The 21,527-nt window shown below is 44.0% G+C and carries 22 protein-coding genes, 1 tRNA gene, 1 riboswitch and 1 other annotated feature; of the genes, 19 read left to right on the top strand and 4 right to left on the bottom strand.

Annotated features, from left to right (window positions below; all coding sequences use genetic code 11):
• Positions 1 to 41 precede the first annotated feature (41 nt).
• Positions 42 to 221, top strand: a riboswitch (Lysine riboswitch).
• A gap of 125 nt (positions 222 to 346) precedes the next feature.
• The gene (locus tag NYE49_RS14390) at positions 347 to 1,573 is read left to right on the top strand and encodes an aspartate kinase (protein ID WP_047182990.1); all 1,227 of its coding nucleotides are present in this window, start codon (positions 347 to 349) and stop codon (positions 1,571 to 1,573) included.
• A gap of 43 nt (positions 1,574 to 1,616) precedes the next feature.
• Here NYE49_RS14390 and NYE49_RS14385 read toward each other — a convergent pair whose 3' ends face one another.
• A complete protein-coding gene (locus NYE49_RS14385; RefSeq protein ID WP_047182989.1) occupies positions 1,617 to 2,063 on the bottom strand; it encodes a YslB family protein in 447 nt (148 codons plus the stop codon).
• Between the two features lie 292 nt (positions 2,064 to 2,355).
• Here NYE49_RS14385 and sdhC point away from each other — a divergent pair, with 292 nt between their 5' ends.
• The 12 genes from sdhC (at position 2,356) to NYE49_RS14325 (ending at position 11,277) form a co-directional block, all read left to right on the top strand.
• A complete protein-coding gene (gene sdhC / locus NYE49_RS14380; protein ID WP_003222512.1) occupies positions 2,356 to 2,964 on the top strand; it encodes a succinate dehydrogenase cytochrome B558 in 609 nt (202 codons plus the stop codon).
• Between the two features lie 33 nt (positions 2,965 to 2,997).
• A complete protein-coding gene (gene sdhA, locus NYE49_RS14375; RefSeq protein ID WP_003229567.1) occupies positions 2,998 to 4,758 on the top strand; it encodes a succinate dehydrogenase flavoprotein subunit in 1,761 nt (586 codons plus the stop codon).
• Between the two features lie 2 nt (positions 4,759 to 4,760).
• A complete protein-coding gene (sdhB, locus tag NYE49_RS14370; RefSeq protein WP_003229569.1) occupies positions 4,761 to 5,522 on the top strand; it encodes a succinate dehydrogenase iron-sulfur subunit in 762 nt (253 codons plus the stop codon).
• A gap of 60 nt (positions 5,523 to 5,582) precedes the next feature.
• Positions 5,583 to 6,026: a thioesterase family protein gene (locus NYE49_RS14365; protein WP_015384296.1), complete on the top strand. Its 444-nt coding sequence runs from the start codon at positions 5,583 to 5,585 to the stop codon at positions 6,024 to 6,026.
• Between the two features lie 115 nt (positions 6,027 to 6,141).
• Positions 6,142 to 6,366, top strand: a complete 225-nt coding sequence (gerE, locus tag NYE49_RS14360) for a spore germination transcription factor GerE (RefSeq protein WP_003184172.1) — start codon at positions 6,142 to 6,144, stop codon at positions 6,364 to 6,366.
• A 243-nt stretch (positions 6,367 to 6,609) separates the two neighbouring features.
• The gene (locus NYE49_RS14355; protein WP_003229573.1) at positions 6,610 to 7,050 is read left to right on the top strand and encodes a MarR family transcriptional regulator; all 441 of its coding nucleotides are present in this window, start codon (positions 6,610 to 6,612) and stop codon (positions 7,048 to 7,050) included.
• A 7-nt stretch (positions 7,051 to 7,057) separates the two neighbouring features.
• A complete protein-coding gene (gene racE / locus NYE49_RS14350; RefSeq protein WP_015251521.1) occupies positions 7,058 to 7,876 on the top strand; it encodes a glutamate racemase in 819 nt (272 codons plus the stop codon).
• A gap of 114 nt (positions 7,877 to 7,990) precedes the next feature.
• Positions 7,991 to 9,091 carry a spore germination protein GerM gene (gene gerM, locus NYE49_RS14345; protein ID WP_342410354.1) on the top strand — a complete coding sequence of 367 codons (1,101 nt, stop codon included), beginning with the start codon at positions 7,991 to 7,993 and terminating at the stop codon, positions 9,089 to 9,091.
• A gap of 110 nt (positions 9,092 to 9,201) precedes the next feature.
• Positions 9,202 to 9,939 (top strand): ribonuclease PH, encoded by a 738-nt coding sequence (rph, locus tag NYE49_RS14340; protein ID WP_003246039.1) that lies wholly within the window; start codon positions 9,202 to 9,204, stop codon positions 9,937 to 9,939.
• Between the two features lie 12 nt (positions 9,940 to 9,951).
• Complete coding sequence (locus NYE49_RS14335; RefSeq protein ID WP_080344220.1) at positions 9,952 to 10,548, top strand: XTP/dITP diphosphatase; 597 nt, start codon at positions 9,952 to 9,954, stop codon at positions 10,546 to 10,548.
• Between the two features lie 15 nt (positions 10,549 to 10,563).
• A complete protein-coding gene (locus NYE49_RS14330) occupies positions 10,564 to 11,073 on the top strand; it encodes a metallophosphoesterase (protein ID WP_015384295.1) in 510 nt (169 codons plus the stop codon).
• Positions 11,074 to 11,203: 130 nt separating this feature from the next.
• A tRNA-Arg gene (locus NYE49_RS14325) sits at positions 11,204 to 11,277 on the top strand.
• A gap of 63 nt (positions 11,278 to 11,340) precedes the next feature.
• Here NYE49_RS14325 and NYE49_RS14320 read toward each other — a convergent pair.
• A complete protein-coding gene (locus NYE49_RS14320; protein ID WP_047182986.1) occupies positions 11,341 to 12,162 on the bottom strand; it encodes a YsnF/AvaK domain-containing protein in 822 nt (273 codons plus the stop codon).
• Positions 12,163 to 12,379: 217 nt separating this feature from the next.
• On the opposite strand from NYE49_RS14320, the gene NYE49_RS14315 reads away from it, so the two are divergent.
• Positions 12,380 to 13,645, top strand: coding sequence for a DUF1668 domain-containing protein (locus tag NYE49_RS14315; RefSeq protein ID WP_047182985.1), 1,266 nt, complete (start codon positions 12,380 to 12,382; stop codon positions 13,643 to 13,645).
• A 139-nt stretch (positions 13,646 to 13,784) separates the two neighbouring features.
• Here the strand turns inward: NYE49_RS14315 and NYE49_RS14310 are convergent, their stop codons facing one another.
• Both NYE49_RS14310 and cotQ read right to left on the bottom strand, forming a co-directional pair.
• On the bottom strand, positions 13,785 to 14,240 hold the full coding sequence (locus tag NYE49_RS14310; RefSeq protein ID WP_047182984.1) for a GNAT family N-acetyltransferase: 456 nt from the start codon (positions 14,238 to 14,240) through the stop codon (positions 13,785 to 13,787).
• A 162-nt stretch (positions 14,241 to 14,402) separates the two neighbouring features.
• Positions 14,403 to 14,738 (bottom strand): inner spore coat protein CotQ, encoded by a 336-nt coding sequence (gene cotQ, locus NYE49_RS14305; protein ID WP_015483533.1) that lies wholly within the window; start codon positions 14,736 to 14,738, stop codon positions 14,403 to 14,405.
• A gap of 446 nt (positions 14,739 to 15,184) precedes the next feature.
• Positions 15,185 to 15,431 (top strand) — a binding site (T-box leader).
• Positions 15,432 to 15,552: 121 nt separating this feature from the next.
• On the opposite strand from cotQ, the gene ilvB reads away from it, so the two are divergent.
• The 5 genes from ilvB to leuB are packed head-to-tail and all read left to right on the top strand — an operon-like array spanning position 15,553 to position 21,505.
• Positions 15,553 to 17,277 carry an acetolactate synthase large subunit gene (ilvB, locus tag NYE49_RS14300; RefSeq protein WP_047182983.1) on the top strand — a complete coding sequence of 575 codons (1,725 nt, stop codon included), beginning with the start codon at positions 15,553 to 15,555 and terminating at the stop codon, positions 17,275 to 17,277.
• A complete protein-coding gene (ilvN, locus tag NYE49_RS14295; RefSeq protein ID WP_047182982.1) occupies positions 17,274 to 17,792 on the top strand; it encodes an acetolactate synthase small subunit in 519 nt (172 codons plus the stop codon). Before ilvB ends, ilvN begins: the two co-directional genes overlap by 4 nt.
• Positions 17,793 to 17,815: 23 nt before the next feature.
• Complete coding sequence (gene ilvC, locus NYE49_RS14290) at positions 17,816 to 18,844, top strand: ketol-acid reductoisomerase (protein ID WP_003222549.1); 1,029 nt, start codon at positions 17,816 to 17,818, stop codon at positions 18,842 to 18,844.
• Positions 18,831 to 20,387 carry a 2-isopropylmalate synthase gene (locus NYE49_RS14285; protein ID WP_047182981.1) on the top strand — a complete coding sequence of 519 codons (1,557 nt, stop codon included), beginning with the start codon at positions 18,831 to 18,833 and terminating at the stop codon, positions 20,385 to 20,387. The genes ilvC and NYE49_RS14285 overlap by 14 nt, the downstream gene beginning before the upstream one ends.
• A 20-nt stretch (positions 20,388 to 20,407) precedes the next feature.
• Positions 20,408 to 21,505 (top strand): 3-isopropylmalate dehydrogenase, encoded by a 1,098-nt coding sequence (gene leuB / locus NYE49_RS14280; RefSeq protein WP_047182980.1) that lies wholly within the window; start codon positions 20,408 to 20,410, stop codon positions 21,503 to 21,505.
• Positions 21,506 to 21,527: the final 22 nt, after the last annotated feature.

Below are 21,527 nucleotides of genomic sequence, written 5' to 3'. Positions count from 1 at the left end.
GATAAAATGTGAACTAATTTCATAGTTAGATCGTGTTATATGGTGAAGATAGAGGTGCGAACTTCAAGAGTATGCCTTTGGAGAAAGATGGATTCTGTGAAAAAGGCTGAAAGGGGAGCGTCGCCGAAGCAAATAAAACCCCATCGGTATTATTTGCTGGCCGTGCATTGAATAAATGTAAGGCTGTCAAGAAATCATTTTCTTGGAGGGCTATCTCGTTGTTCATAATCATTTATGATGATTAATTGATAAGCAATGAGAGTATTCCTCTCATTGCTTTTTTTATTGTGGACAAAGCGCTCTTTCTCCTCACCCGCACGAACCAAAATGTAAAGGGTGGTAATACATGGGTCTTATTGTACAAAAATTCGGAGGCACTTCCGTCGGCTCAGTCGAAAAAATTCAAAATGCGGCAAACCGCGCAATTGCAGAAAAACAGAAAGGCCATCAAGTCGTTGTCGTCGTTTCAGCAATGGGAAAATCCACTGACGAATTGGTCAGCCTTGCAAAAGCTATTTCTGACCAGCCGAGCAAACGCGAAATGGATATGCTGCTGGCGACAGGCGAGCAGGTCACGATTTCACTCCTTTCAATGGCATTGCAGGAAAAAGGCTATGACGCTGTGTCTTATACTGGCTGGCAGGCGGGAATCCGTACGGAGGCCATTCACGGAAACGCCAGAATTACAGATATCGACACTTCGGGTTTAGCAGACCAGCTTGAAAAAGGAAAAATTGTCATTGTTGCAGGATTCCAAGGCATGACAGAGGATTGTGAAATTACGACATTGGGCCGGGGCGGTTCAGATACAACAGCAGTTGCTTTGGCTGCCGCTTTAAAAGCTGATAAATGTGACATATACACAGACGTGCCAGGCGTGTTTACAACCGATCCGCGCTATGTGAAATCAGCGAGAAAACTTGCGGGCATCTCATACGATGAAATGCTTGAGCTTGCCAATTTAGGCGCCGGCGTTCTTCATCCAAGAGCAGTTGAGTTCGCGAAAAATTACCAAGTGCCGTTAGAAGTGCGTTCAAGTACAGAAACCGAAGCGGGAACATTAATTGAGGAGGAATCATCCATGGAACAGAATTTAATTGTCAGAGGCATTGCATTTGAAGATCAAATCACAAGAGTAACCATTTACGGGCTGACTAGCGGCCTGACAACTTTGTCTACTATTTTTACGACACTTGCCAAAAGAAACATAAACGTGGATATCATTATCCAAACGCAGGCCGAGGACAAGACTGGAATTTCCTTCTCTGTCAAAACAGAAGATGCAGACCAAACCGTTGCGGTGCTTGAAGAGTATAAAGACGCGCTGGAATTTGAGAAAATTGAGACAGAAAGCAAATTGGCTAAAGTATCCATTGTTGGATCCGGCATGGTCTCAAATCCTGGTGTAGCGGCTGAAATGTTTGCTGTACTGGCGCAAAAAAACATTTTAATCAAAATGGTCAGCACATCTGAAATCAAAGTGTCAACAGTCGTAAGCGAAAATGACATGGTGAAAGCAGTCGAGTCGCTTCACGATGCATTTGAGCTTTCAAAACACCCTTCAGCTGTGTAATGACAATCAAAAAGGCGGGACTATGCAGTCACCGCCTTTTTGATTACACTGAGTCTTTCATATCCCATTTCACAGTCAGAACCACTTTATCGGCTCTCTTTTTCACTTGTTCATAAGATTCGGCAATCTGATCATTCATCAATTGAATTTGTTCAGCGATAAAACCAGCCTCCAGCTGAAAGCAAGGTTCTTTCTGATGTTTAAGCCGGTTGGAAATGATCGGCCCTTCAAGTTCAAATTCAAGCTCCTGTTTTTTAGCGCTTACGTTGGTGAGGGTTCCCCAGCCCGCTTCTTCAAAGAAGGCCGGAAATTCCTCCCATGATTCAAGAGGAAACTTACGGGCGAGATGTTTTCCTGCCCAATACATCATGGAAGAGTAATCTTGGCCAAGCATATCTGGGAGAACGATCTCTCGTATTAGTTCGTAGGCATAGGCGTTCATTTCAATTTCTTTTAGGTTGTCAATAGATGCTTCAAATTTAGACTTCATATCTGTCTCCCCTCTCTCCTGCGTATATTATAGCTCAAACAGGGGGGAGGATTACAGAATGATCCTGTAATTCTTATGAAAAATTAAGCAAGAAATATATATTGATAAAATAAAATTTTTCAATCAACTAATCAATTCGGAAAATTATAATTTATGTACGCGTTTTCTTGACGCCCTTTTGAGGGAGGAGTAAAATGAAATTGTCAATAAATCTTAATAAAGTGCTTACAATTGAAAGAAGTGGGGGAAGAGATTTAGCACATTTCGCACTTATCAAACAGGGGGTAAAGTAATGTCTGGGAACAGAGAGTTTTATTTTCGAAGATTGCATTCCTTGCTTGGCGTCATACCGGTCGGCATCTTTCTTATTCAGCATTTAGTCGTCAACCAGTTTGCCGCAAGGGGCGCTGAAGCATTCAATAGCGCTGCTCATTTTATGGATAGTCTGCCTTTCAGGTATGCCTTGGAAATTTTTATTATCTTCTTACCATTAATTTATCATGCAGTTTATGGTGTGTACATAGCGTTTACTGCGAAAAATAACGCAGGCCAATACAGCTACATGAGAAACTGGCTATTCGTCCTGCAGCGTGTAACCGGTATCATCACCCTCATTTTCGTCAGCTGGCACGTGTGGGAAACCCGCATTGCTGCACAAATGGGCGCTGAGGTCAATTTCGACATGATGGCGAATATTTTGAGCTCTCCGGCTATGCTTGGTTTTTACATTGTCGGTGTTTTATCAACAATTTTCCACTTCTCGAACGGTTTATGGTCTTTCGCTGTTACATGGGGCATCACGGTAACGCCTCGTTCTCAAAGAATTTCGACATACGTTACGCTGATTATTTTTGTTGCACTGTCATACGTAGGCTTAAAAGCGATTTTTGCATTTGTTTAAGAGTACTAGATTACTAGAGGGAGAGGGGCTATCATGAGTCAATCAAGCATTATCGTAGTCGGCGGGGGTCTTGCCGGCCTCATGGCGACAATTAAAGCAGCGGAATCAGGAATGGCGGTTAAGCTGTTTTCCATCGTTCCTGTCAAACGTTCTCATTCGGTTTGTGCGCAAGGCGGCATAAACGGAGCGGTCAATACAAAAGGGGAAGGTGACTCTCCGTGGGAACATTTTGATGACACGGTATACGGGGGAGACTTTCTTGCCAACCAGCCGCCGGTCAAGGCGATGTGTGAAGCGGCGCCTTCTATCATCCACTTATTAGACCGAATGGGCGTCATGTTTAACCGGACGCCTGAAGGCCTGCTTGATTTCCGCCGATTCGGGGGTACACAGCACCACAGAACTGCTTATGCTGGTGCGACGACGGGACAGCAGCTGCTTTACGCACTGGACGAGCAAGTGCGCAGATACGAAGTTGCGGGTCTGGTCACAAAATACGAAGGCTGGGAATTCCTTGGCGCTGTTTTAGATGATGACAGAACCTGCCGCGGAATTGTTGCACAAAACCTGACAAACATGCAAATTGAATCCTTCCGTTCAGACGCTGTCATTATGGCGACGGGCGGACCGGGAATCATTTTTGGAAAATCAACGAACTCCATGATTAATACAGGATCTGCTGCATCAATCGTTTATCAGCAGGGAGCGTATTATGCAAACGGAGAATTCATTCAAATCCACCCGACAGCCATACCGGGCGATGACAAACTAAGACTGATGAGTGAATCAGCGCGTGGAGAAGGCGGGCGCGTGTGGACATATAAAGACGGCAAACCGTGGTATTTCCTGGAGGAAAAATATCCGGCATACGGAAACCTGGTGCCGCGTGATATTGCGACACGCGAAATATTTGATGTGTGTGTGAACCAGAAGCTCGGCATTAACGGTGAAAACATGGTATATCTCGATCTGTCTCATAAAGATCCGAAAGAGCTTGATATTAAGCTTGGCGGCATCATTGAGATTTATGAGAAATTCATGGGAGACGACCCGCGGAAGCTTCCAATGAAAATCTTCCCGGCGGTCCATTATTCTATGGGCGGTTTATGGGTGGATTACGATCAAATGACAAACATCCCTGGACTGTTTGCGGCTGGGGAATGTGATTATTCTATGCATGGCGGCAACCGCTTGGGAGCGAACTCCCTGCTGTCTGCGATTTACGGAGGCATGGTGGCCGGACCGAATGCGGTGAAATATGTAAACGGCTTAGAATCTTCAGCGGAAGACATGTCTTCATCCTTATTCGACGCTCACGTTAAGAAAGAAGAAGAAAAATGGGCTGATATTATGAGTATGGACGGAACCGAAAATGCCTATGTTCTTCACAAAGAGCTCGGTGAGTGGATGACGGCGAACGTAACGGTTGTCCGCCATAATGACAAGCTTTTGAAAACGGATGACAAAATTCAGGAGTTAATGGAGCGCTTCAAAAAGATCAACATCAATGACACGACAAAATGGAGCAACCAGGGAGCGATGTTCACACGCCAGTTCTCGAACATGCTTCAGCTTGCGAGGGTGATTACCCTTGGCGCATACAACCGTAATGAAAGCCGGGGCGCCCATTATAAACCAGATTATCCTGAACGTAATGATGACGAATGGCTCAAAACAACAATGGCTAAACATGTAAGCCCGTATGAAGCGCCGGAATTTGAGTATCAGGATGTCGATGTATCACTGATAACGCCTCGGAAACGGGATTACTCGAAGAAGAAGGTGGCGAAATAATCATGAGTGAACAAAAAACCATACGATTTATTATCACACGTCAAGATACAGCCGACAGCACGCCTTACGATGAAGAATTTGAGATTCCATACCGCCCGAATCTGAACGTCATTTCCGCTCTGATGGAAATCCGCCGGAATCCGGTTAATGTCAAAGGTGAGAAGACAACCCCTGTCACATGGGATATGAACTGTCTTGAGGAAGTATGCGGCGCATGTTCAATGGTCATAAACGGAAAACCCCGCCAGTCTTGTACGGCGCTTATTGACCAGCTTGAACAGCCGATCCGTTTAAAACCAATGAAAACATTCCCAGTCGTTCGTGATTTGCAGGTTGATCGCAGCAGAATGTTTGATTCATTGAAAAAAGTTAAAGCGTGGATACCGATTGACGGTACGTACGATTTAGGACCGGGGCCGAGAATGCCGGAAAAACGCCGTCAATGGGCATATGAATTATCAAAATGCATGACATGCGGCGTCTGCCTCGAAGCTTGCCCGAATGTGAACAGCAAATCGAAGTTCATGGGGCCTGCACCGATGTCGCAAGTCCGCCTGTTTAACGCACATCCGACAGGCGCCATGAATAAATCTGAACGATTAGAAGCATTAATGGATGAAGGCGGTCTTGCAGATTGCGGCAACTCGCAAAACTGTGTTCAATCCTGTCCAAAGGGGATTCCGCTTACCACTTCGATTGCAGCCTTGAATAGAGATACAAACTTACAAGCATTCCGCAATTTCTTCGGAAGCGACAGAGTATAAGAAGAAAAAACCTCTTCCGCATGGGAGAGGTTTTTTTAAACAATAAGGAGATGAAAAAAGATGAAGCTTCCCGCTTATATTGATATGCCGTTTCAAGAATGGAAAACATCCTTTTCTTTTTTCAATGAGGTATCCGTAAGATTTTCCGAGACAGACATGTTTGGGCATATGAATAATGTAACCCCTTTTATATATTTTGAGGAGGCGCGGATTTCTTATTTTAAAAAGCTGAATATGATGAGTGAAAACAAACAGACCATGACAGTCGTGGCAAGCCAGCAATGCGATTATTTGCGCCAAGTCATGCCTTATGAAGAGTTGCGTATCTATGTGAAAACAAGCGCAGTCGGCAGTTCATCTCTTACCTTGCACTATCTCGGAGAGAACCTCGAAGGCGAGCCCTGCTTCACCGGGACAGTTGTGATGGTTCAAGTCTCAAAGGAAAGCGGCAAGGCTGTCAGCTGGACGGATGAGGAAAAAGAAACGCTTCTTCATACACGATAAACTAATTATCTTGTAAACGTCACCTCCTGCGCCCTTCTTACATATGATATCTCGACTATATCAAAACCCATTCGTTTCTGATTCGCTCTCACCTTAGCAAGGAGGGTTACAATACTTGAAGGAGAAAGAATTTCAATCGAAGCCGCTGCTAACGAAAAGAGAAAGAGAAGTGTTCGAATTGCTCGTTCAAGATAAGACAACAAAGGAGATTGCAAGCGAGCTATTTATCAGTGAGAAAACCGTTCGAAACCATATTTCAAATGCCATGCAGAAATTGGGTGTGAAAGGGCGTTCGCAAGCCGTTGTTGAGCTTCTTAGAATGGGTGAGCTAGAGCTTTAATCCTTGCCGGTATTCCTTCTTTTAAGAAGGAGCCGGTTATTGCTGTTTGTTGGAACATTCGAAACCATATTTGGAATGCTGTGCAAAACGTAGGCAAGTCATAAAATAAATTTCATTACTTGATGTTGTTTGACTAAAGTCCTCTATTTCTCTCCTGCGAGTCTTGCATTTTCTTCAAAAAAGAAGGAAAATAGACACGGAACGCTTTTGTGCGTAAGAGATCCTTGAGTGAGGGATGGACAAATGACATCAAAACCTTTGGAGCATGTTGCGGATATTGAAAAGTCACTCCGCCACATTGCCGCGATCATTAAGCAAAAAGGACGAGAAATCCTTAACCAATATGCGATTACGCCGCCGCAATTTGTCGGCTTGCAATGGCTTTATGAATTAGGAGATATGACAATCGGTGAATTATCGGGCAAAATGTATCTGGCATGCAGCACGACAACGGACTTAATCGACCGCATGCAAAAAAATGAGCTTGTTGAGCGGGTCAAGGACCCGGCGGACAGACGTGTTGTCCGGATACATCTGCTGCCTGAAGGAGAACGTATTATCCAAGAGGTCATTACAAAAAGACAGGAATATCTGCGTGATATGTTCGAATCGTTTACAGATGAAGAAATAGCCATCTTCGAAAAATCTTTGATGAAACTGCAGCATGAAATGAAGAGAAAATGAGGCGATTTTGTTGGAACAACCAATAGGAGTCATTGATTCCGGGGTTGGCGGTTTAACCGTTGCGAAGGAAATCATGAGACAGCTACCTAAAGAAAATATTATCTACGTCGGGGATACGAAACGGTGTCCTTATGGGCCGCGCCCTGAAGAAGAGGTGCTTCAATATACGTGGGAGCTGACGAATTATTTACTCGAAAACCACCATATCAAAATGCTCGTGATCGCCTGTAATACAGCAACAGCGATCGCATTGGATGACATCCAGCGAAGCGTCGGTATACCGGTGGTCGGAGTGATTCAGCCTGGTGCGAGAGCAGCGATAAAAGTGACGGATAATCAGCATATCGGTGTCATCGGCACAGAGAATACGATTAAGAGCAATGCGTACGAAGAGGCGCTTTTGGCATTAAATCCTGATCTGAAGGTTGAAAACCTTGCCTGCCCGCTGCTTGTGCCTTTTGTGGAAAGCGGGAAGTTTCTTGACAAAACAGCAGACGAGATTGTCAAAACCTCGCTGTATCCGTTAAAAGATACATCGATTGATTCGCTGATTTTAGGCTGCACCCACTATCCCATTTTGAAAGAAGCCATTCAAAGATATATGGGAGAACACGTTAACATTATTTCGTCCGGCGATGAAACAGCCCGGGAAGTCAGCACGATTCTCTCGTATAAAGGGCTGCTGAACCAGTCTGCGAATGCCCCGGATCATCAGTTCTTGACAACAGGAGCGCGTGATCAGTTTGCGAAAATCGCAGACGATTGGTTTGGGCATGAGGTGGGCCATGTGGAATGCATCTCACTGCAAGAACCGATTAGAAGATAGTTTTCCCCGCAACGGTATGTTGCGGGTTTTTTTCTGTTTTGCCGGAATTCTTCGGTCTATTTCCTAAAGAGGCTCGTATACATAATAGTACAAACATCCTTAGGAGGGAAAAGTATGCTGAAAAAAGGACCTGCAGTCATTGGTGCCACTTGTCTCACCTCTGCCTTGCTTTTATCCGGATGCGGTTTGTTTCAATCTGATAAGGCAGCCGAGGAAATTGATCCGCCTCAAGACGTTACATTCGTGAACGATGAAGCGGGTGCCAATTCAAATGCAACAGCAGCCAAAAAAACAGAAAGTGAAAAAAGCGATACCGCAAAAGCGGATCAAGCCTCATCTACTGTCATGAGGGAGCTTTATCTCATTGATAAAAACGGGTATGTTGTTGCACAAACGCTGCCTCTTCCTAAAAGTGAGAGCACGGCTAAGCAGGCGCTTGAATACCTCGTACAGGGCGGGCCTGTGTCTGAAATTCTTCCGAATGGCTTCAGAGCTGTATTGCCGGCTGACACCACCGTTAACGTTGACATCAAAAAAGATGGAACCGCGATAGCTGATTTCTCTAATGAGTTCAAAAATTATAAGAAAGAAGACGAACAGAAAATCGTTCAATCTGTGACGTGGACGCTGACGCAATTTAGTTCGATAGATAAAGTGAAGCTGAGAATAAACGGGCATGAATTGAAGGAGATGCCTGTAGGAGGGACGCCGATCTCAGATGATTTAAGCCGCAAAGACGGCATTAATTTGGAAACAGCCGGTGTAAATGATCTCACTGCTACCCATCCGCTGACAGTCTACTATTTGGCGGAAAACGAAGACAGTGAATACTACGTGCCTGTGACCAAACGAATCGACAATTCGGAAAAAGACGACATCACGGCAGCCGTCAATGAATTGGCTAAAGGGCCAAGCAAGGTGAGCGGGCTGTTAACAGACTTCAGTGAAGATGTAAAGCTGGTCAGCAAACCGAAAATTAAAGACGGGCGCGTGACGTTGGATTTCAATCAATCTATATTCGGAAGCGCCGATGAGAAGACGAAAATGATTTCTTCAGAAGTTCTGAACAGCATTGTGCTGACGTTAACGGAGCAGTCGGATGTAAAAAGCGTCACTGTTAAAGTGAACGGAAAATCAGAGCTTGTAAATGAAAAAGGCGAAAAGCTCACAGAACCGGTCTCCAGACCTTCTCAAGTGAATACGGGTAGTTTTTAAATTGGGATTTTTGATATACTAGAAAGAAAGAGGTTAGCGTTCCGGCTGCCTCTTTCTTTATTCAATTCCGGGACAAAAATGGTTTATGTACATACAATCGGAGGTAAAACATGAGACATGACGGAAGACAACACGATGAGCTGCGTCCAATCACATTCGATTTGGATTTTATCAGCCATCCGGAAGGTTCTGTTCTAATAACAGCGGGAAATACAAAGGTAATCTGCAACGCGTCTGTTGAGGACCGCGTACCGCCGTTTTTGCGGGGCGGAGGGAAAGGCTGGATTACAGCAGAGTACAGCATGCTGCCGCGGGCAACAAACCAAAGAACAATCAGAGAATCTTCTAAGGGGAAAATTTCCGGCAGAACAATGGAGATCCAACGCCTGATCGGCCGCGCGCTTCGAGCTGTTGTAGATCTGGAAAAGCTCGGTGAACGGACGATTTGGATTGACTGTGATGTCATTCAGGCTGACGGAGGAACTAGAACAGCTTCCATTACAGGCGCATTTCTTGCGATGGCGATTGCGATTGGCAAGCTGATCAAAGCAGGAACAATCAAGACAAATCCGATCACTGATTTTCTTGCTGCAATCTCTGTTGGAATTGATAAGGAACAGGGAATTTTGTTAGATTTAAATTATGAAGAAGATTCCTCCGCTGAAGTTGACATGAATGTCATCATGACAGGCAGCGGCCGTTTTGTGGAACTGCAGGGAACCGGGGAAGAGGCGACTTTTTCAAGAGAGGATCTGAACGGTCTTCTCGGTCTTGCGGAAAAAGGAATTCAAGAGCTGATTGACAAGCAAAAAGAAGTGCTGGGTGATTCTCTGCCAGAACTGAAATAAAGACAGAAAGGCTTGATCATCATGAAAGAGGCAATTATTGCAACACATAATCCGGGAAAAGTGAAGGAATTCAAAGAAATTCTTGAGCCAAGAGGCTATGATGTCAAATCTTTAGCTGAAATTGGGTTCACAGAAGAAATTGAAGAAACAGGCCATGCATTTGAAGAAAATGCCATTCTGAAAGCGGAAGCTGTTGCCAAAGCAGTGAACAAAATGGTGATTGCGGACGACTCCGGTCTATCCATCGATAATCTTGGCGGCAGACCCGGGGTTTATTCAGCCCGCTATGCAGGAGAACAGAAAGACGACCAGGCAAATATCGAAAAAGTGCTCAGCGAGCTGAAAGGTATCGAAAAAGAACAGCGCACCGCCCGTTTCCGCTGCGCACTGGCCGTGAGTATTCCCGGTGAGGAAACAAAAACAGTCGAAGGCCATGTTGAAGGGTATATTGCCGAAGAACCGAGAGGAGAATATGGCTTTGGCTATGACCCAATCTTTATCGTGAAAGATAAAGATAAGACAATGGCTGAACTGACAAGTGATGAAAAAAATAAAATCAGCCATAGGGCTGACGCGCTTAAAAAGCTGTCTAAGCTTTTGGAGGCATAAGGAGGAAGCTTGTACATGAACGTGCTGATTATCAGTGACAGCCATGGGCTTGAAGAAGAACTCCAAACCATTGCGAAACGGCATGAGGCAGAAGTTGATCTCATGATTCATTGCGGGGACTCTGAGCTTGAAACGAGGCATCCTGCATTGGAGCCTTATGCGGTTGTAAAAGGCAATTGCGATTTTGCCGGCGATTTTAAGGACGAGCTTCTACTGACTGCCGGTTCAAGAAAAATACTGGTCACACACGGCCACCTTCACGGTATAAAACAGACCTTGTTAAACGTATACTATCGTGCAGAGGAGCTCGGAGCGGATATTATCTGCTTCGGGCATTCGCACATCGCGGGAAGCGAAGTGCTGCGGGGCAAACTGATGATTAACCCAGGCAGCATCCGGCTTCCGAGGGTGCGCAGGACAGAAAGCTATGCTATACTGACATTAGAAAATGATGCTGCGACAGTCCGTTTTTACGACCAAGCAGGCAATGAAATTGAGGATCTGCAAAACCGAGTCACACTATGAAAATGTCATGAGGAAGAAAATTTTCTTCCTCATGAAAAAAATTCTAAAAAACCGTTGACTTATTGTTGCATCCCATATATAATAAATCTTGTCGCTGATAGTTAAAGCGAAAAACAAAAAAACAAAACGTGTCCCAGTAGCTCAGCTGGATAGAGCAACGGCCTTCTAAGCCGTCGGTCGGGAGTTCGAATCTCTCCTGGGACGTACCAAAAGAAAAACCTCAAATCCATTTAGGATTTGAGGTTTTTTGTTGTCGTCTTATGATTTTCATTTGTTATTTAACGGATCATCATCCAAGCCGTCAACTTTTCCTTCTTTATTCAGACGAGGTTCTTCTTTTTTTACAGTTTCAGAAATATGTTCACTTTCTTCAACAGTGCGTTTGCCGACAACCACTTCATCAGTGACAACCGGTTTTTTAGTCACTTCAAGCTTTTCCTCAACGATTGGAACTCTAATCTCTTCCGAATCGTTGACGGGAGCAGCGTCCGTTTTATTTTCATCCACTGGACGGCGTTCGACATAAATTTCATCATGTCTCACAGGAATGTCCATATCTCTTTTTTCTGTTTTCACTTCTTTTCCTATTTCTACTTCGCCGGTTTGAACGTCTTCCTTATCGACTTTCAGCTGTTCTTCCCGGAGCGGCATCGTTTTTTCTTCTTTCGTTGTATAATCCAATTCATTTGTGCTTGAAAAGCCGCCTGAAAGGGCATTGCCGTTATCAATAGGAGCATTTACATCTGCATCTGTATCGACGGCTACCAGAAGTTTTCCGTCATCCAAATCTTCTTGATACTTGTCTATGTCATCAGTTTTAATATCCAAGTCGGATAATGCTTTGCTGTGTGTAGCAGTATCATCCATTGTGAAATAATCTTTCAGTTTATCGAAAAAAGATTCAGATTCGTCCTGATGTGCATCGATAGCTTGATTGACTTCTGTTCCTGTACGTGACTCCAAATAATCTGTATCTCGCCGGCTTGTCACAACAGAAATGTCATCAGAATCATAGCCTTTTGTGAGTAAGCCTTCAATCGCTGCGATGGTTTCCTGCGGAGTTTCATATACACCAACTATGCTTTTCATATCAATCTCCTCCTTTATGAATTTGCATTATATCGTTCATGTCGTTTGTAATTCCCGCTGTTCTTTAAAATAAACAAGATTGAAAACATCCGAGTTTTTTAGAGAAAACTTTAATTAGAGTTTCCTGAAAAATGAATATACAGGAAAAGATATGAAAAAATTCATAGTCTTGCCGATATTTGTTATGTGAAACAATTAAATAAAGGAGTGTTTTCTTTTGAAAAAATGGTTCGTTGTTTTTTTCTTATTTGTTATTGCGCTGTTTCAATCGCTCCAAACAGTTAGCGCGGAAACAGTTGAATGGAAAGAAAGAGCAGATTTGCCTGAGCCGCGTGTCGGCGCAAGCAGCGGTGTAGTAGATGGAAAGATATATGTGATAGGTGGCGGAACTGTAAAACCAGGTACTTATGGGAATCAAACGTTTGTCTATGATCCTAAAACAAATGAATGGACAAGAAAAGCCGACATGCCAACAGCGAGGGGGGGAGCTGCATCAGTTACTGTAGATGGGAAAATTTATGTCTTGGGCGGAATGTCAAACGATGGAGCTGTCAACACAATAGAAGTATATGATCCAAAAAAAGACACGTGGGAAAAATTAGATGATCTTCCTTTTGAAAGAAAGGTTCCAGCCTATAAGATTTATGCAGAAGCTATTGGAAAGAAAATATATGTTGTGGCCTTTGAAAATTCTAGATATGCAACGACTTACAGTTACGATCTCGAAACGAAAAAATGGCAGAAAAAACAGAATTTAAATTATGAAGTAACCGGAGCAGTAACCGGAGCTTCTACAGCAGTAATTGATAATAAACTATATATTCTTGGCGGAACTCATTATATACCCCAAATCGTTTATGTTTATGATCCAGAAAAAGACACATGGGTAGAAAATGGTAAAGGATTCACAGCAGGGTATTATTCTGCTCTTACTTACAAAGGAAAAATTCTGATGACTGGAGGGGTAAACCGAATTAAGGTGTACGATCCTAAAAGTCAATCAGCTACAGCGGTAAAAAACCCTAAAGCCCCCTACAGAATGGCTCATTCTTCTGCCGTCATTGATGATACTCTTTACGTAATCGGTGGAAGAGAGGAAACATCCAGTTTTACTGGAAGTGCAGCCTCTAAATTTAAATCAGTAATGTCAATTTCATTGAAGGATTTAAACATACCATCCGATTCGGAGGAAACTCCGGGAGATAAGGATAAAGGATCAACAACACCTTCTGAGGATAACTCAGCAGAAGACGGAGACGCCCTTCTTGTTGTCACCATGGTAAACGGTTTGCAAAAAGAATATCAGCTGTCTATGAAAGAAGTGAACGGATTCCTCAAATGGTACAAGCAGCGTGATGCCGGAGAGGGACCAGGCTTTTATGAAATAGATGAGCATGACAACAACAAAGGGCCTTTTGAAAGTAAAAAGGATTATGTTGTGTTTAAAAACATCTTGATGTACGAAGTAAATAAATATAAATAAACCATCCATCCATCCATCCAAAAACCATCCAATGCAATGTTGGATGGTTCTTGTTGACTTACTCTATTAAACTTTAGAAGGGAAACGGTAAGAGATAGACAGACCTTCCCCTGCACCTATCTATCCTCATAAAGCAGTCTCACAATTCCTTCGTCATAAACACACTGTTTGGATCTTCAACATAGTCTGCAAACGGTTCACAGTACTGAAAATCGAAGCTTTCATACAACTTTCTTGCCGGCTCAAATGAAGCCATTGAACCCGTTTCTAAGCTTAACCGCTCATAGCCTCGCTTTCCAGCTTCTTCAATGATATGCTGGAGAACTTGTTTGGCAACGCCTTTTCTTAAATGTGATGCAGATGTTCGCATTGATTTGATTTCTCCGTGCCGGCTGTCCAGTTCTTTTAGCGCTCCGCAACCGGCTAGTTCATCACCCTCCCATGCACTCCAAAATGTTATTCCAGGGCCTCTTAGTTTCTCTAAACCTAAGGCATGGATGCTTTCCGGCGGGGACATAAGCGTCATGCTATGTAAATGCTCATTCACCAGTGAAACCACCTGATGTCCAGTTAAATCATCTATTTTTATATACATTTTATTCCTCCTCAAACATTCATCTTAATCATATTCCATCCTGTTTCCAACTATAAAGACAGAAAATCTGACAGTATTGAAGCACTTTTGGAATGTATGAGTTGCAGAAGATGCTTGAAAGAAAAAAAGGCCGAAATCGTTGTTCGGCCCTTGTAGTTTTCTTTAATATCTAAAGCCTCCATGCACACCGGCTGTTCCGCTGAACCCGCCGACGTGTGTCGCCGGAATACTGAACCCGCCGCTATGGCCGCTGAAGCCAGTGCCTGAAAATTGCTGCCCGAAAAAATCTGAAGTGTATGGATAAGAGGAGTACATAGCAGAGGGAGTGGTCAACGGGCTATATGCCTGGCTGAACGGCTGTCCGTATCCGTAGCCTCCAAATGGCTGATGGCTTTGCTGGTAAAAGGCAGGGACAGCAGGATAGTACTGCTGCGGAAAGCTCGGGAAGCTTGGAAAGCCTGCAGGGAATCCTTGCATGTCTGCTAATGATTTATTCATCGTATCACCTTTTCTTTGCAAGATACCATTAATGTATGCCGGGGAATAATAGGGGTGCCTATCCGAAATTGAAATGGATTGCAAGATGATCTGTCAGACTCAATCCATATACGAACCATAGCGTGTTATAAAACCTTACATGTTTATATAAAATTAAATAATTCTGGTGTATTATTGATAGATTAATAAAAAAATTATAAAAACTTTTAACATTTGCAATTCCTTTTGTACCAATAATGAAAGCGTATACAATATAGATTGATTAATCAAAATTGTCTAATAATTTTAAAAAATGCTGTTGACACTGCGTCCAAAGCGGCGTAATATGAGTTCAACAAAAGATAAACGCAAGCTTCACAAGCGAAAATCATCGCAGTATGATTCTAAAAAAATGAAAAACAAACGACCTTCTTGAACAGCTGGAAAGCCGTTCCGAAGGCTGAATATGAAAAGCGCAGATGAGGATAAGTAGCCTTGAAAAAGCTTTCCACAGAGAACCGGGGTAGCTGAGAACCGGCGAAGCTTTACAAGGTGAACTCGCCTCAGAGTGCCAGTCTGAAATGACAGTAGGACTTGGCCGGGTGAACTTGATTCACTCGTTACTAAAGCGGATAGAAATATCCATGAGACGGCCGATTAACAGGCCGTAAACAAGGGTGGTACCGCGGAAAGAAAAGCCTTTTCGCCCCTTTTAGCTATCGCAGTTACTGCGCGGCTGATTGTGGGCGGAAGGGCTTTTTTTATTGAATAATCAGCTATCTAGCTAATGAAAAGATGATCTTTAAAGGATGAAAATCCAAAAGGAGGAACTAAAATGGGGACTAATGTACAGGTGGATTCAGCATCTGCCAAATGTACACAGACGATGAGCGGAGCATTAATGCTGATTGAATCATTAAAAAAAGAGAAAGTAGAAATGATCTTCGGTTATCCGGGCGGGGCTGTGCTTCCGATTTACGATAAGCTATACAATTCAGGGTTGGTACATATCCTTCCCCGTCACGAACAAGGAGCAATTCATGCAGCGGAGGGATACGCAAGAGTCTCTGGAAAACCGGGTGTCGTCATTGCCACGTCAGGACCGGGAGCGACAAACCTTGTTACAGGCCTTGCTGATGCCATGATTGATTCATTGCCATTAGTCGTCTTTACAGGGCAGGTAGCAACCTCTGTAATCGGGAGCGATGCATTTCAGGAAGCGGACATTTTAGGGATTACGATGCCAGTAACAAAACACAGCTACCAGGTTCGCCAGCCGGAAGATCTGCCGCGCATCATTAAAGAAGCGTTCCATATTGCAACAACTGGAAGACCCGGACCTGTATTGATTGATATTCCGAAAGATGTAGCAACAATTGAAGGAGAATTCAGCTACGATCATGAGATGAATCTCCCGGGATACCAGCCGACAACAGAGCCGAATTATTTGCAGATCCGCAAGCTTGTGGAAGCCGTGAGCAGTGCGAAAAAACCGGTGATCCTGGCGGGTGCGGGCGTACTGCACGGAAAAGCGTCAGAAGAATTAAAAAATTATGCTGAACAGCAGCAAATCCCTGTGGCACACACCCTTTTGGGACTCGGAGGCTTCCCGGCTGACCATCCGCTTTTCCTAGGGATGGCGGGAATGCATGGTACTTATACAGCCAATATGGCCCTTCATGAATGTGATCTATTAATCAGTATCGGCGCCCGTTTTGATGACCGTGTCACAGGAAACCTGAAACACTTTGCCAGAAACGCAAAGATTGCCCACATCGATATTGATCCAGCTGAAATCGGAAAAATCATGAAAACACAGATTCCTGTAGTCGGAGACAGCAAAATTGTCCTGCAGGAGCTGATCAAACAAGACGGCAAACAAAGCGATTCAAGCGAATGGAAAAAACAGCTCGCCGAATGGAAAGAAGAGTATCCGCTCTGGTATGTAGATAATGAAGAAGAAGGTTTTAAACCTCAGAAATTGATTGAATATATTCATCAATTTACAAAAGGAGAGGCCATTGTCGCAACGGATGTAGGCCAGCATCAAATGTGGTCAGCGCAATTTTATCCGTTCCTAAAAGCAGATAAATGGGTCACGTCAGGCGGACTTGGAACGATGGGATTCGGTCTTCCGGCGGCGATCGGCGCACAGCTGGCCGAAAAAGATGCTACTGTTGTCGCGGTTGTCGGAGACGGCGGATTCCAAATGACGCTTCAAGAACTCGATGTTATTCGCGAATTAAATCTTCCGGTTAAGGTAGTGATTTTAAATAACGCTTGTCTCGGAATGGTCAGACAGTGGCAAGAAATTTTCTATGAAGAACGTTATTCAGAATCTAAATTCGCTTCTCAGCCTGACTTCGTCAAATTGTCCGAAGCGTACGGCATTAAAGGCATCAGAATTTCATCAGAAGCGGAAGCAAAGGAAAAGCTGGAAGAGGCATTAACATCAAGAGAACCTGTTGTCATTGATGTGCGGGTTGCCAGCGAAGAAAAAGTATTCCCGATGGTGGCTCCGGGGAAAGGGCTGCATGAAATGGTGGGGGTGAAACCTTGAAAAGAATTATCACATTGACTGTGGTGAACCGCTCCGGAGTGTTAAACCGGATCACCGGTCTATTCACAAAAAGGCATTACAACATTGAAAGCATTACAGTTGGACACACAGAAACAGCCGGCGTTTCCAGAATCACCTTCGTCGTTCACGTTGAAGGAGAAAATGATGTTGAACAGTTAACGAAACAGCTCAACAAACAGATTGATGTGCTGAAAGTCACAGACATCACAAATCAATCGATTGTCCAGAGGGAGCTGGCCTTAATCAAGGTTGTCTCCGCACCTTCAACGAGAACAGAGATTAATGGAATCATAGAACCGTTTAGAGCCTCTGTCGTTGATGTCAGCAGAGACAGCATCGTTGTTCAGGTGACAGGTGAATCTAACAAAATTGAAGCACTTATTGATTTATTAAAACCTTATGGTATTAAAGAAATCGCGAGAACAGGTACAACGGCTTTTGCGAGGGGAACCCAGCAAAAGGCGTCATCCAATAAAACAATATCTATTGTATAAAACATAACAAGGGAGAGATTAAAATGGTAAAAGTATATTATAACGGTGATATCAAAGAGAACGTATTGGCTGGAAAAACAGTAGCGGTTATCGGGTACGGTTCGCAAGGTCACGCACATGCCCTGAACCTTAAAGAAAGCGGAGTAGACGTGATCGTCGGTGTTAGACAAGGAAAATCTTTCACTCAAGCCCAAGAAGACGGACATAAAGTATTTTCAGTAAAAGAAGCGGCAGCCCAAGCCGAAATCATCATGGTTCTGCTTCCGGATGAGCAGCAGCAAAAAGTATACGAAGCTGAAATCAAAGATGAATTGACAGCAGGAAAATCATTAGTATTCGCTCATGGATTTAACGTTCATTTCCATCAAATTGTTCCTCCGGCGGATGTAGATGTATTCTTAGTGGCGCCTAAAGGCCCGGGACACTTGGTCAGAAGAACATATGAGCAAGGAGCTGGCGTACCTGCATTGTTCGCAATCTATCAAGATGTGACTGGAGAAGCAAGAGACAAAGCCCTCGCTTATGCTAAAGGAATCGGCGGCGCAAGAGCGGGCGTATTAGAAACGACATTTAAAGAAGAAACAGAAACAGATTTGTTCGGTGAGCAAGCAGTTCTTTGCGGCGGATTAAGCGCGCTTGTCAAAGCCGGATTTGAAACATTAACTGAAGCAGGTTATCAGCCTGAACTTGCATACTTCGAGTGTCTTCATGAGCTGAAATTAATCGTAGACCTTATGTATGAAGAAGGACTTGCAGGAATGAGATATTCAATCTCTGACACAGCACAGTGGGGAGATTTCGTATCAGGCCCTCGCGTTGTGGACGCTAAAGTAAAAGAATCTATGAAAGAAGTATTAAAAGATATCCAAAACGGTACATTCGCAAAAGAGTGGATCGTCGAAAACCAAGTAAACCGTCCTCGTTTCAACGCTATCAATGCAAGCGAGAACGAACATCAAATCGAAGTAGTGGGAAGAAAGCTTCGTGAAATGATGCCGTTTGTGAAACAAGGCAAGAAGAAGGAAGCGGTGGTCTCCGTTGCGCAAAATTAATTTTTTCGATACGACGCTTCGTGATGGTGAACAGTCCCCTGGAGTGAACTTGAATACACAGGAGAAACTTGCCATAGCTAAGCAGCTCGAAAGACTCGGGGCAGATATCATTGAAGCGGGATTTCCCGCTTCGTCCCGAGGTGACTTTTTAGCTGTTCAGGAAATCGCAAGAACCATTAAAAATTGTTCAGTAACTGGTCTGGCCCGTTGTGTAAAAGGTGATATTGATGCTGCTTGGGAAGCGTTAAAAGAAGGTTTTCACCCGAGAATTCATGTTTTTATCGCCACATCGGACATTCATTTGAAGCACAAGCTGAAAATGACACGTGAGCAAGTCATTGAAAGAGCGGTTGAAATGGTGAAATACGCAAAAGAACGTTTTCCGATTGTGCAATGGTCAGCTGAAGATGCCTGCCGCACTGAACTGCCGTTTCTAGCAGAAATCGTCGAGAAAGTGATTGACGCAGGCGCCAGTGTTATCAATCTTCCGGACACTGTCGGCTACCTGGCCCCGGCGGAATACGGAAATATCTTTAAATATATGAAGGAAAACGTTCCGAACATTCACAAAGCAAAGCTTTCAGCCCACTGTCATGATGATTTAGGAATGGCAGTCGCAAACTCTCTTGCTGCGATTGAAAATGGCGCTGATCAAATCGAATGCGCTGTGAATGGGATCGGTGAAAGAGCCGGAAACGCGGCATTAGAGGAAATTGCCGTAGCCCTCCATACCAGAAAAGATTTCTACCAAGTCGAAACAGGTATTACACTAAACGAGATTAAGAGAACAAGTGATTTAGTAAGCAAACTGACAGGCATGGCTGTCCCGCGCAACAAAGCGGTTGTTGGAGATAATGCATTTGCTCATGAATCAGGCATCCATCAGGACGGCTTTTTAAAAGAAAAATCGACTTATGAAATTATTTCACCGGAGCTTGTCGGCGTAACCGCAGATGCGCTTGTCCTAGGTAAACATTCCGGACGCCACGCATTTAAAGACCGGCTGACTGCTTTAGGATTCCAATTTGACAGTGAAGAGATTAATAAATTCTTTACGATGTTCAAAGAGTTGACTGAGAAGAAAAAAGAAATCACTGATGAGGATCTTGTTTCTCTTATTTTAGAAGAAAAAGTAACAGATCGCAAGATTGGGTATGAATTTCTTTCTCTGCAAGTACATTACGGAACAAGTCAGGTCCCTACGGCTACTCTTTCTTTGAAAAATCAAGAAAACGCAGAGCTTATTCAGGAAGCTGCAACTGGAGCTGGAAGCGTGGAAGCAATCTACAATACGCTTGAGCGCTGCATCGATAAGGATGTGGAGCTCTTAGACTACCGCATTCAGTCTAACAGAAAAGGCGAAGATGCATTTGCCCAGGTGTATGTAAGAGTTTTGGTGAACGGAAAAGAATCAGCAGGGCGGGGCATAGCGCAAGACGTATTAGAAGCATCAGCGAAAGCCTATTTGAACGCAGTAAACCGTCAATTGGTTTTCCAGTCGAATATGAGCGGATTGAAAAACTACACAGCTGTCGGATCATAAAAGAAAGGAGAACGGTTAACTTGAAGAAACGTATTGCTCTATTGCCCGGAGACGGGATCGGCCCTGAAGTATTAGAATCAGCGACAGACGTACTGAAAAGTGTTGCCGAACGCTTTAACCATGAATTTGAATTTGAATATGGCCTGATTGGAGGGGCGGCTATTGATGAACATCATAACCCCCTCCCGGAGGAAACCGTTGCTGCTTGTAAAAATGCAGACGCGATATTGCTTGGTGCTGTCGGCGGACCGAAATGGGATCAAAATCCTTCGGAACTGAGACCGGAAAAAGGGCTGCTCAGCATCAGAAAACAGCTTGATTTGTTTGCGAATTTGCGGCCTGTGAAGGTATTTGAAAGCCTTTCTGACGCTTCGCCTTTGAAAAAAGAATATATAGATAATGTTGATTTCGTTATCGTTCGTGAGCTCACAGGCGGCTTGTATTTCGGCCAGCCGAGCAAACGCTATGTAAACACTGAAGGTGAGCAGGAAGCAGTAGATACACTGTTTTATAAGCGAACGGAAATTGAACGAGTGATCAGAGAGGGCTTCAAAATGGCGGCAGCCAGAAAAGGCAAAGTGACCTCTGTAGATAAAGCGAATGTTCTTGAATCAAGCCGGCTTTGGCGTGAAGTGGCTGAGGACGTTGCACAAGAGTTTCCTGATGTGAAGCTTGAGCACATGCTTGTGGATAACGCGGCCATGCAGCTAATTTATGCACCGAATCAATTTGATGTCGTGGTGACTGAAAATATGTTCGGTGATATTTTAAGCGATGAAGCGTCCATGCTTACAGGCTCGCTCGGAATGCTCCCGTCAGCCAGCCTATCAAGCTCTGGCCTTCATCTGTTTGAACCTGTTCATGGCTCCGCGCCTGATATTGCCGGTAAAGGGATGGCAAATCCGCTCGCAGCCATATTGTCAGCGGCAATGCTTTTGAGAACATCTTTCGGGCTTGAAGAGGAAGCGAAAGCTGTAGAAGATGCGGTAAACAAAGTCTTGGCTTCCGGAAAAAGAACAAGAGACTTGGCACGGGGTGAAGAGTTCAGCAGCACTCAGGCCATTACAGAGGAAGTTAAGGCAGCAATCATGAGTGAAAATACAATTTCTAATGTGTGACAGCTTACGTTAAGCGGTCTTA

Source organism: Bacillus sp. FSL L8-0358 (assembly GCF_038593095.1).
Taxonomy (GTDB): Bacteria; Bacillota; Bacilli; order Bacillales; family Bacillaceae; genus Bacillus; species Bacillus subtilis.
The sequence above is the reverse complement of the archived record's forward strand: the minus strand, read 5'-3'. Positions and strand labels throughout refer to the sequence as shown.

Bases quoted from the DNA above. Each gene is read 5' to 3' on its own strand.
- sdhA (WP_003229567.1), top strand. From the start codon at position 2,998: ATGAGTCAATCAAGCATTATCGTAGTCGGCGGGGGTCTTGCCGGCCTC.
- ilvC (WP_003222549.1), top strand. From the start codon at position 17,816: ATGGTAAAAGTATATTATAACGGTGATATCAAAGAGAACGTATTGGCT.
- NYE49_RS14365 (WP_015384296.1), top strand. From the start codon at position 5,583: ATGAAGCTTCCCGCTTATATTGATATGCCGTTTCAAGAATGGAAAACA.
- rph (WP_003246039.1), top strand. From the start codon at position 9,202: ATGAGACATGACGGAAGACAACACGATGAGCTGCGTCCAATCACATTC.
- cotQ (WP_015483533.1), bottom strand. From the start codon at position 14,738: ATGAATAAATCATTAGCAGACATGCAAGGATTCCCTGCAGGCTTTCCA.
- ilvB (WP_047182983.1), top strand. From the start codon at position 15,553: ATGGGGACTAATGTACAGGTGGATTCAGCATCTGCCAAATGTACACAG.
- sdhC (WP_003222512.1), top strand. From the start codon at position 2,356: ATGTCTGGGAACAGAGAGTTTTATTTTCGAAGATTGCATTCCTTGCTT.
- NYE49_RS14355 (WP_003229573.1), top strand. From the start codon at position 6,610: ATGACATCAAAACCTTTGGAGCATGTTGCGGATATTGAAAAGTCACTC.
- gerM (WP_342410354.1), top strand. From the start codon at position 7,991: ATGCTGAAAAAAGGACCTGCAGTCATTGGTGCCACTTGTCTCACCTCT.
- NYE49_RS14320 (WP_047182986.1), bottom strand. From the start codon at position 12,162: ATGAAAAGCATAGTTGGTGTATATGAAACTCCGCAGGAAACCATCGCA.
- NYE49_RS14330 (WP_015384295.1), top strand. From the start codon at position 10,564: ATGAACGTGCTGATTATCAGTGACAGCCATGGGCTTGAAGAAGAACTC.
- NYE49_RS14310 (WP_047182984.1), bottom strand. From the start codon at position 14,240: ATGTATATAAAAATAGATGATTTAACTGGACATCAGGTGGTTTCACTG.
- NYE49_RS14385 (WP_047182989.1), bottom strand. From the start codon at position 2,063: ATGAAGTCTAAATTTGAAGCATCTATTGACAACCTAAAAGAAATTGAA.
- sdhB (WP_003229569.1), top strand. From the start codon at position 4,761: ATGAGTGAACAAAAAACCATACGATTTATTATCACACGTCAAGATACA.
- NYE49_RS14390 (WP_047182990.1), top strand. From the start codon at position 347: ATGGGTCTTATTGTACAAAAATTCGGAGGCACTTCCGTCGGCTCAGTC.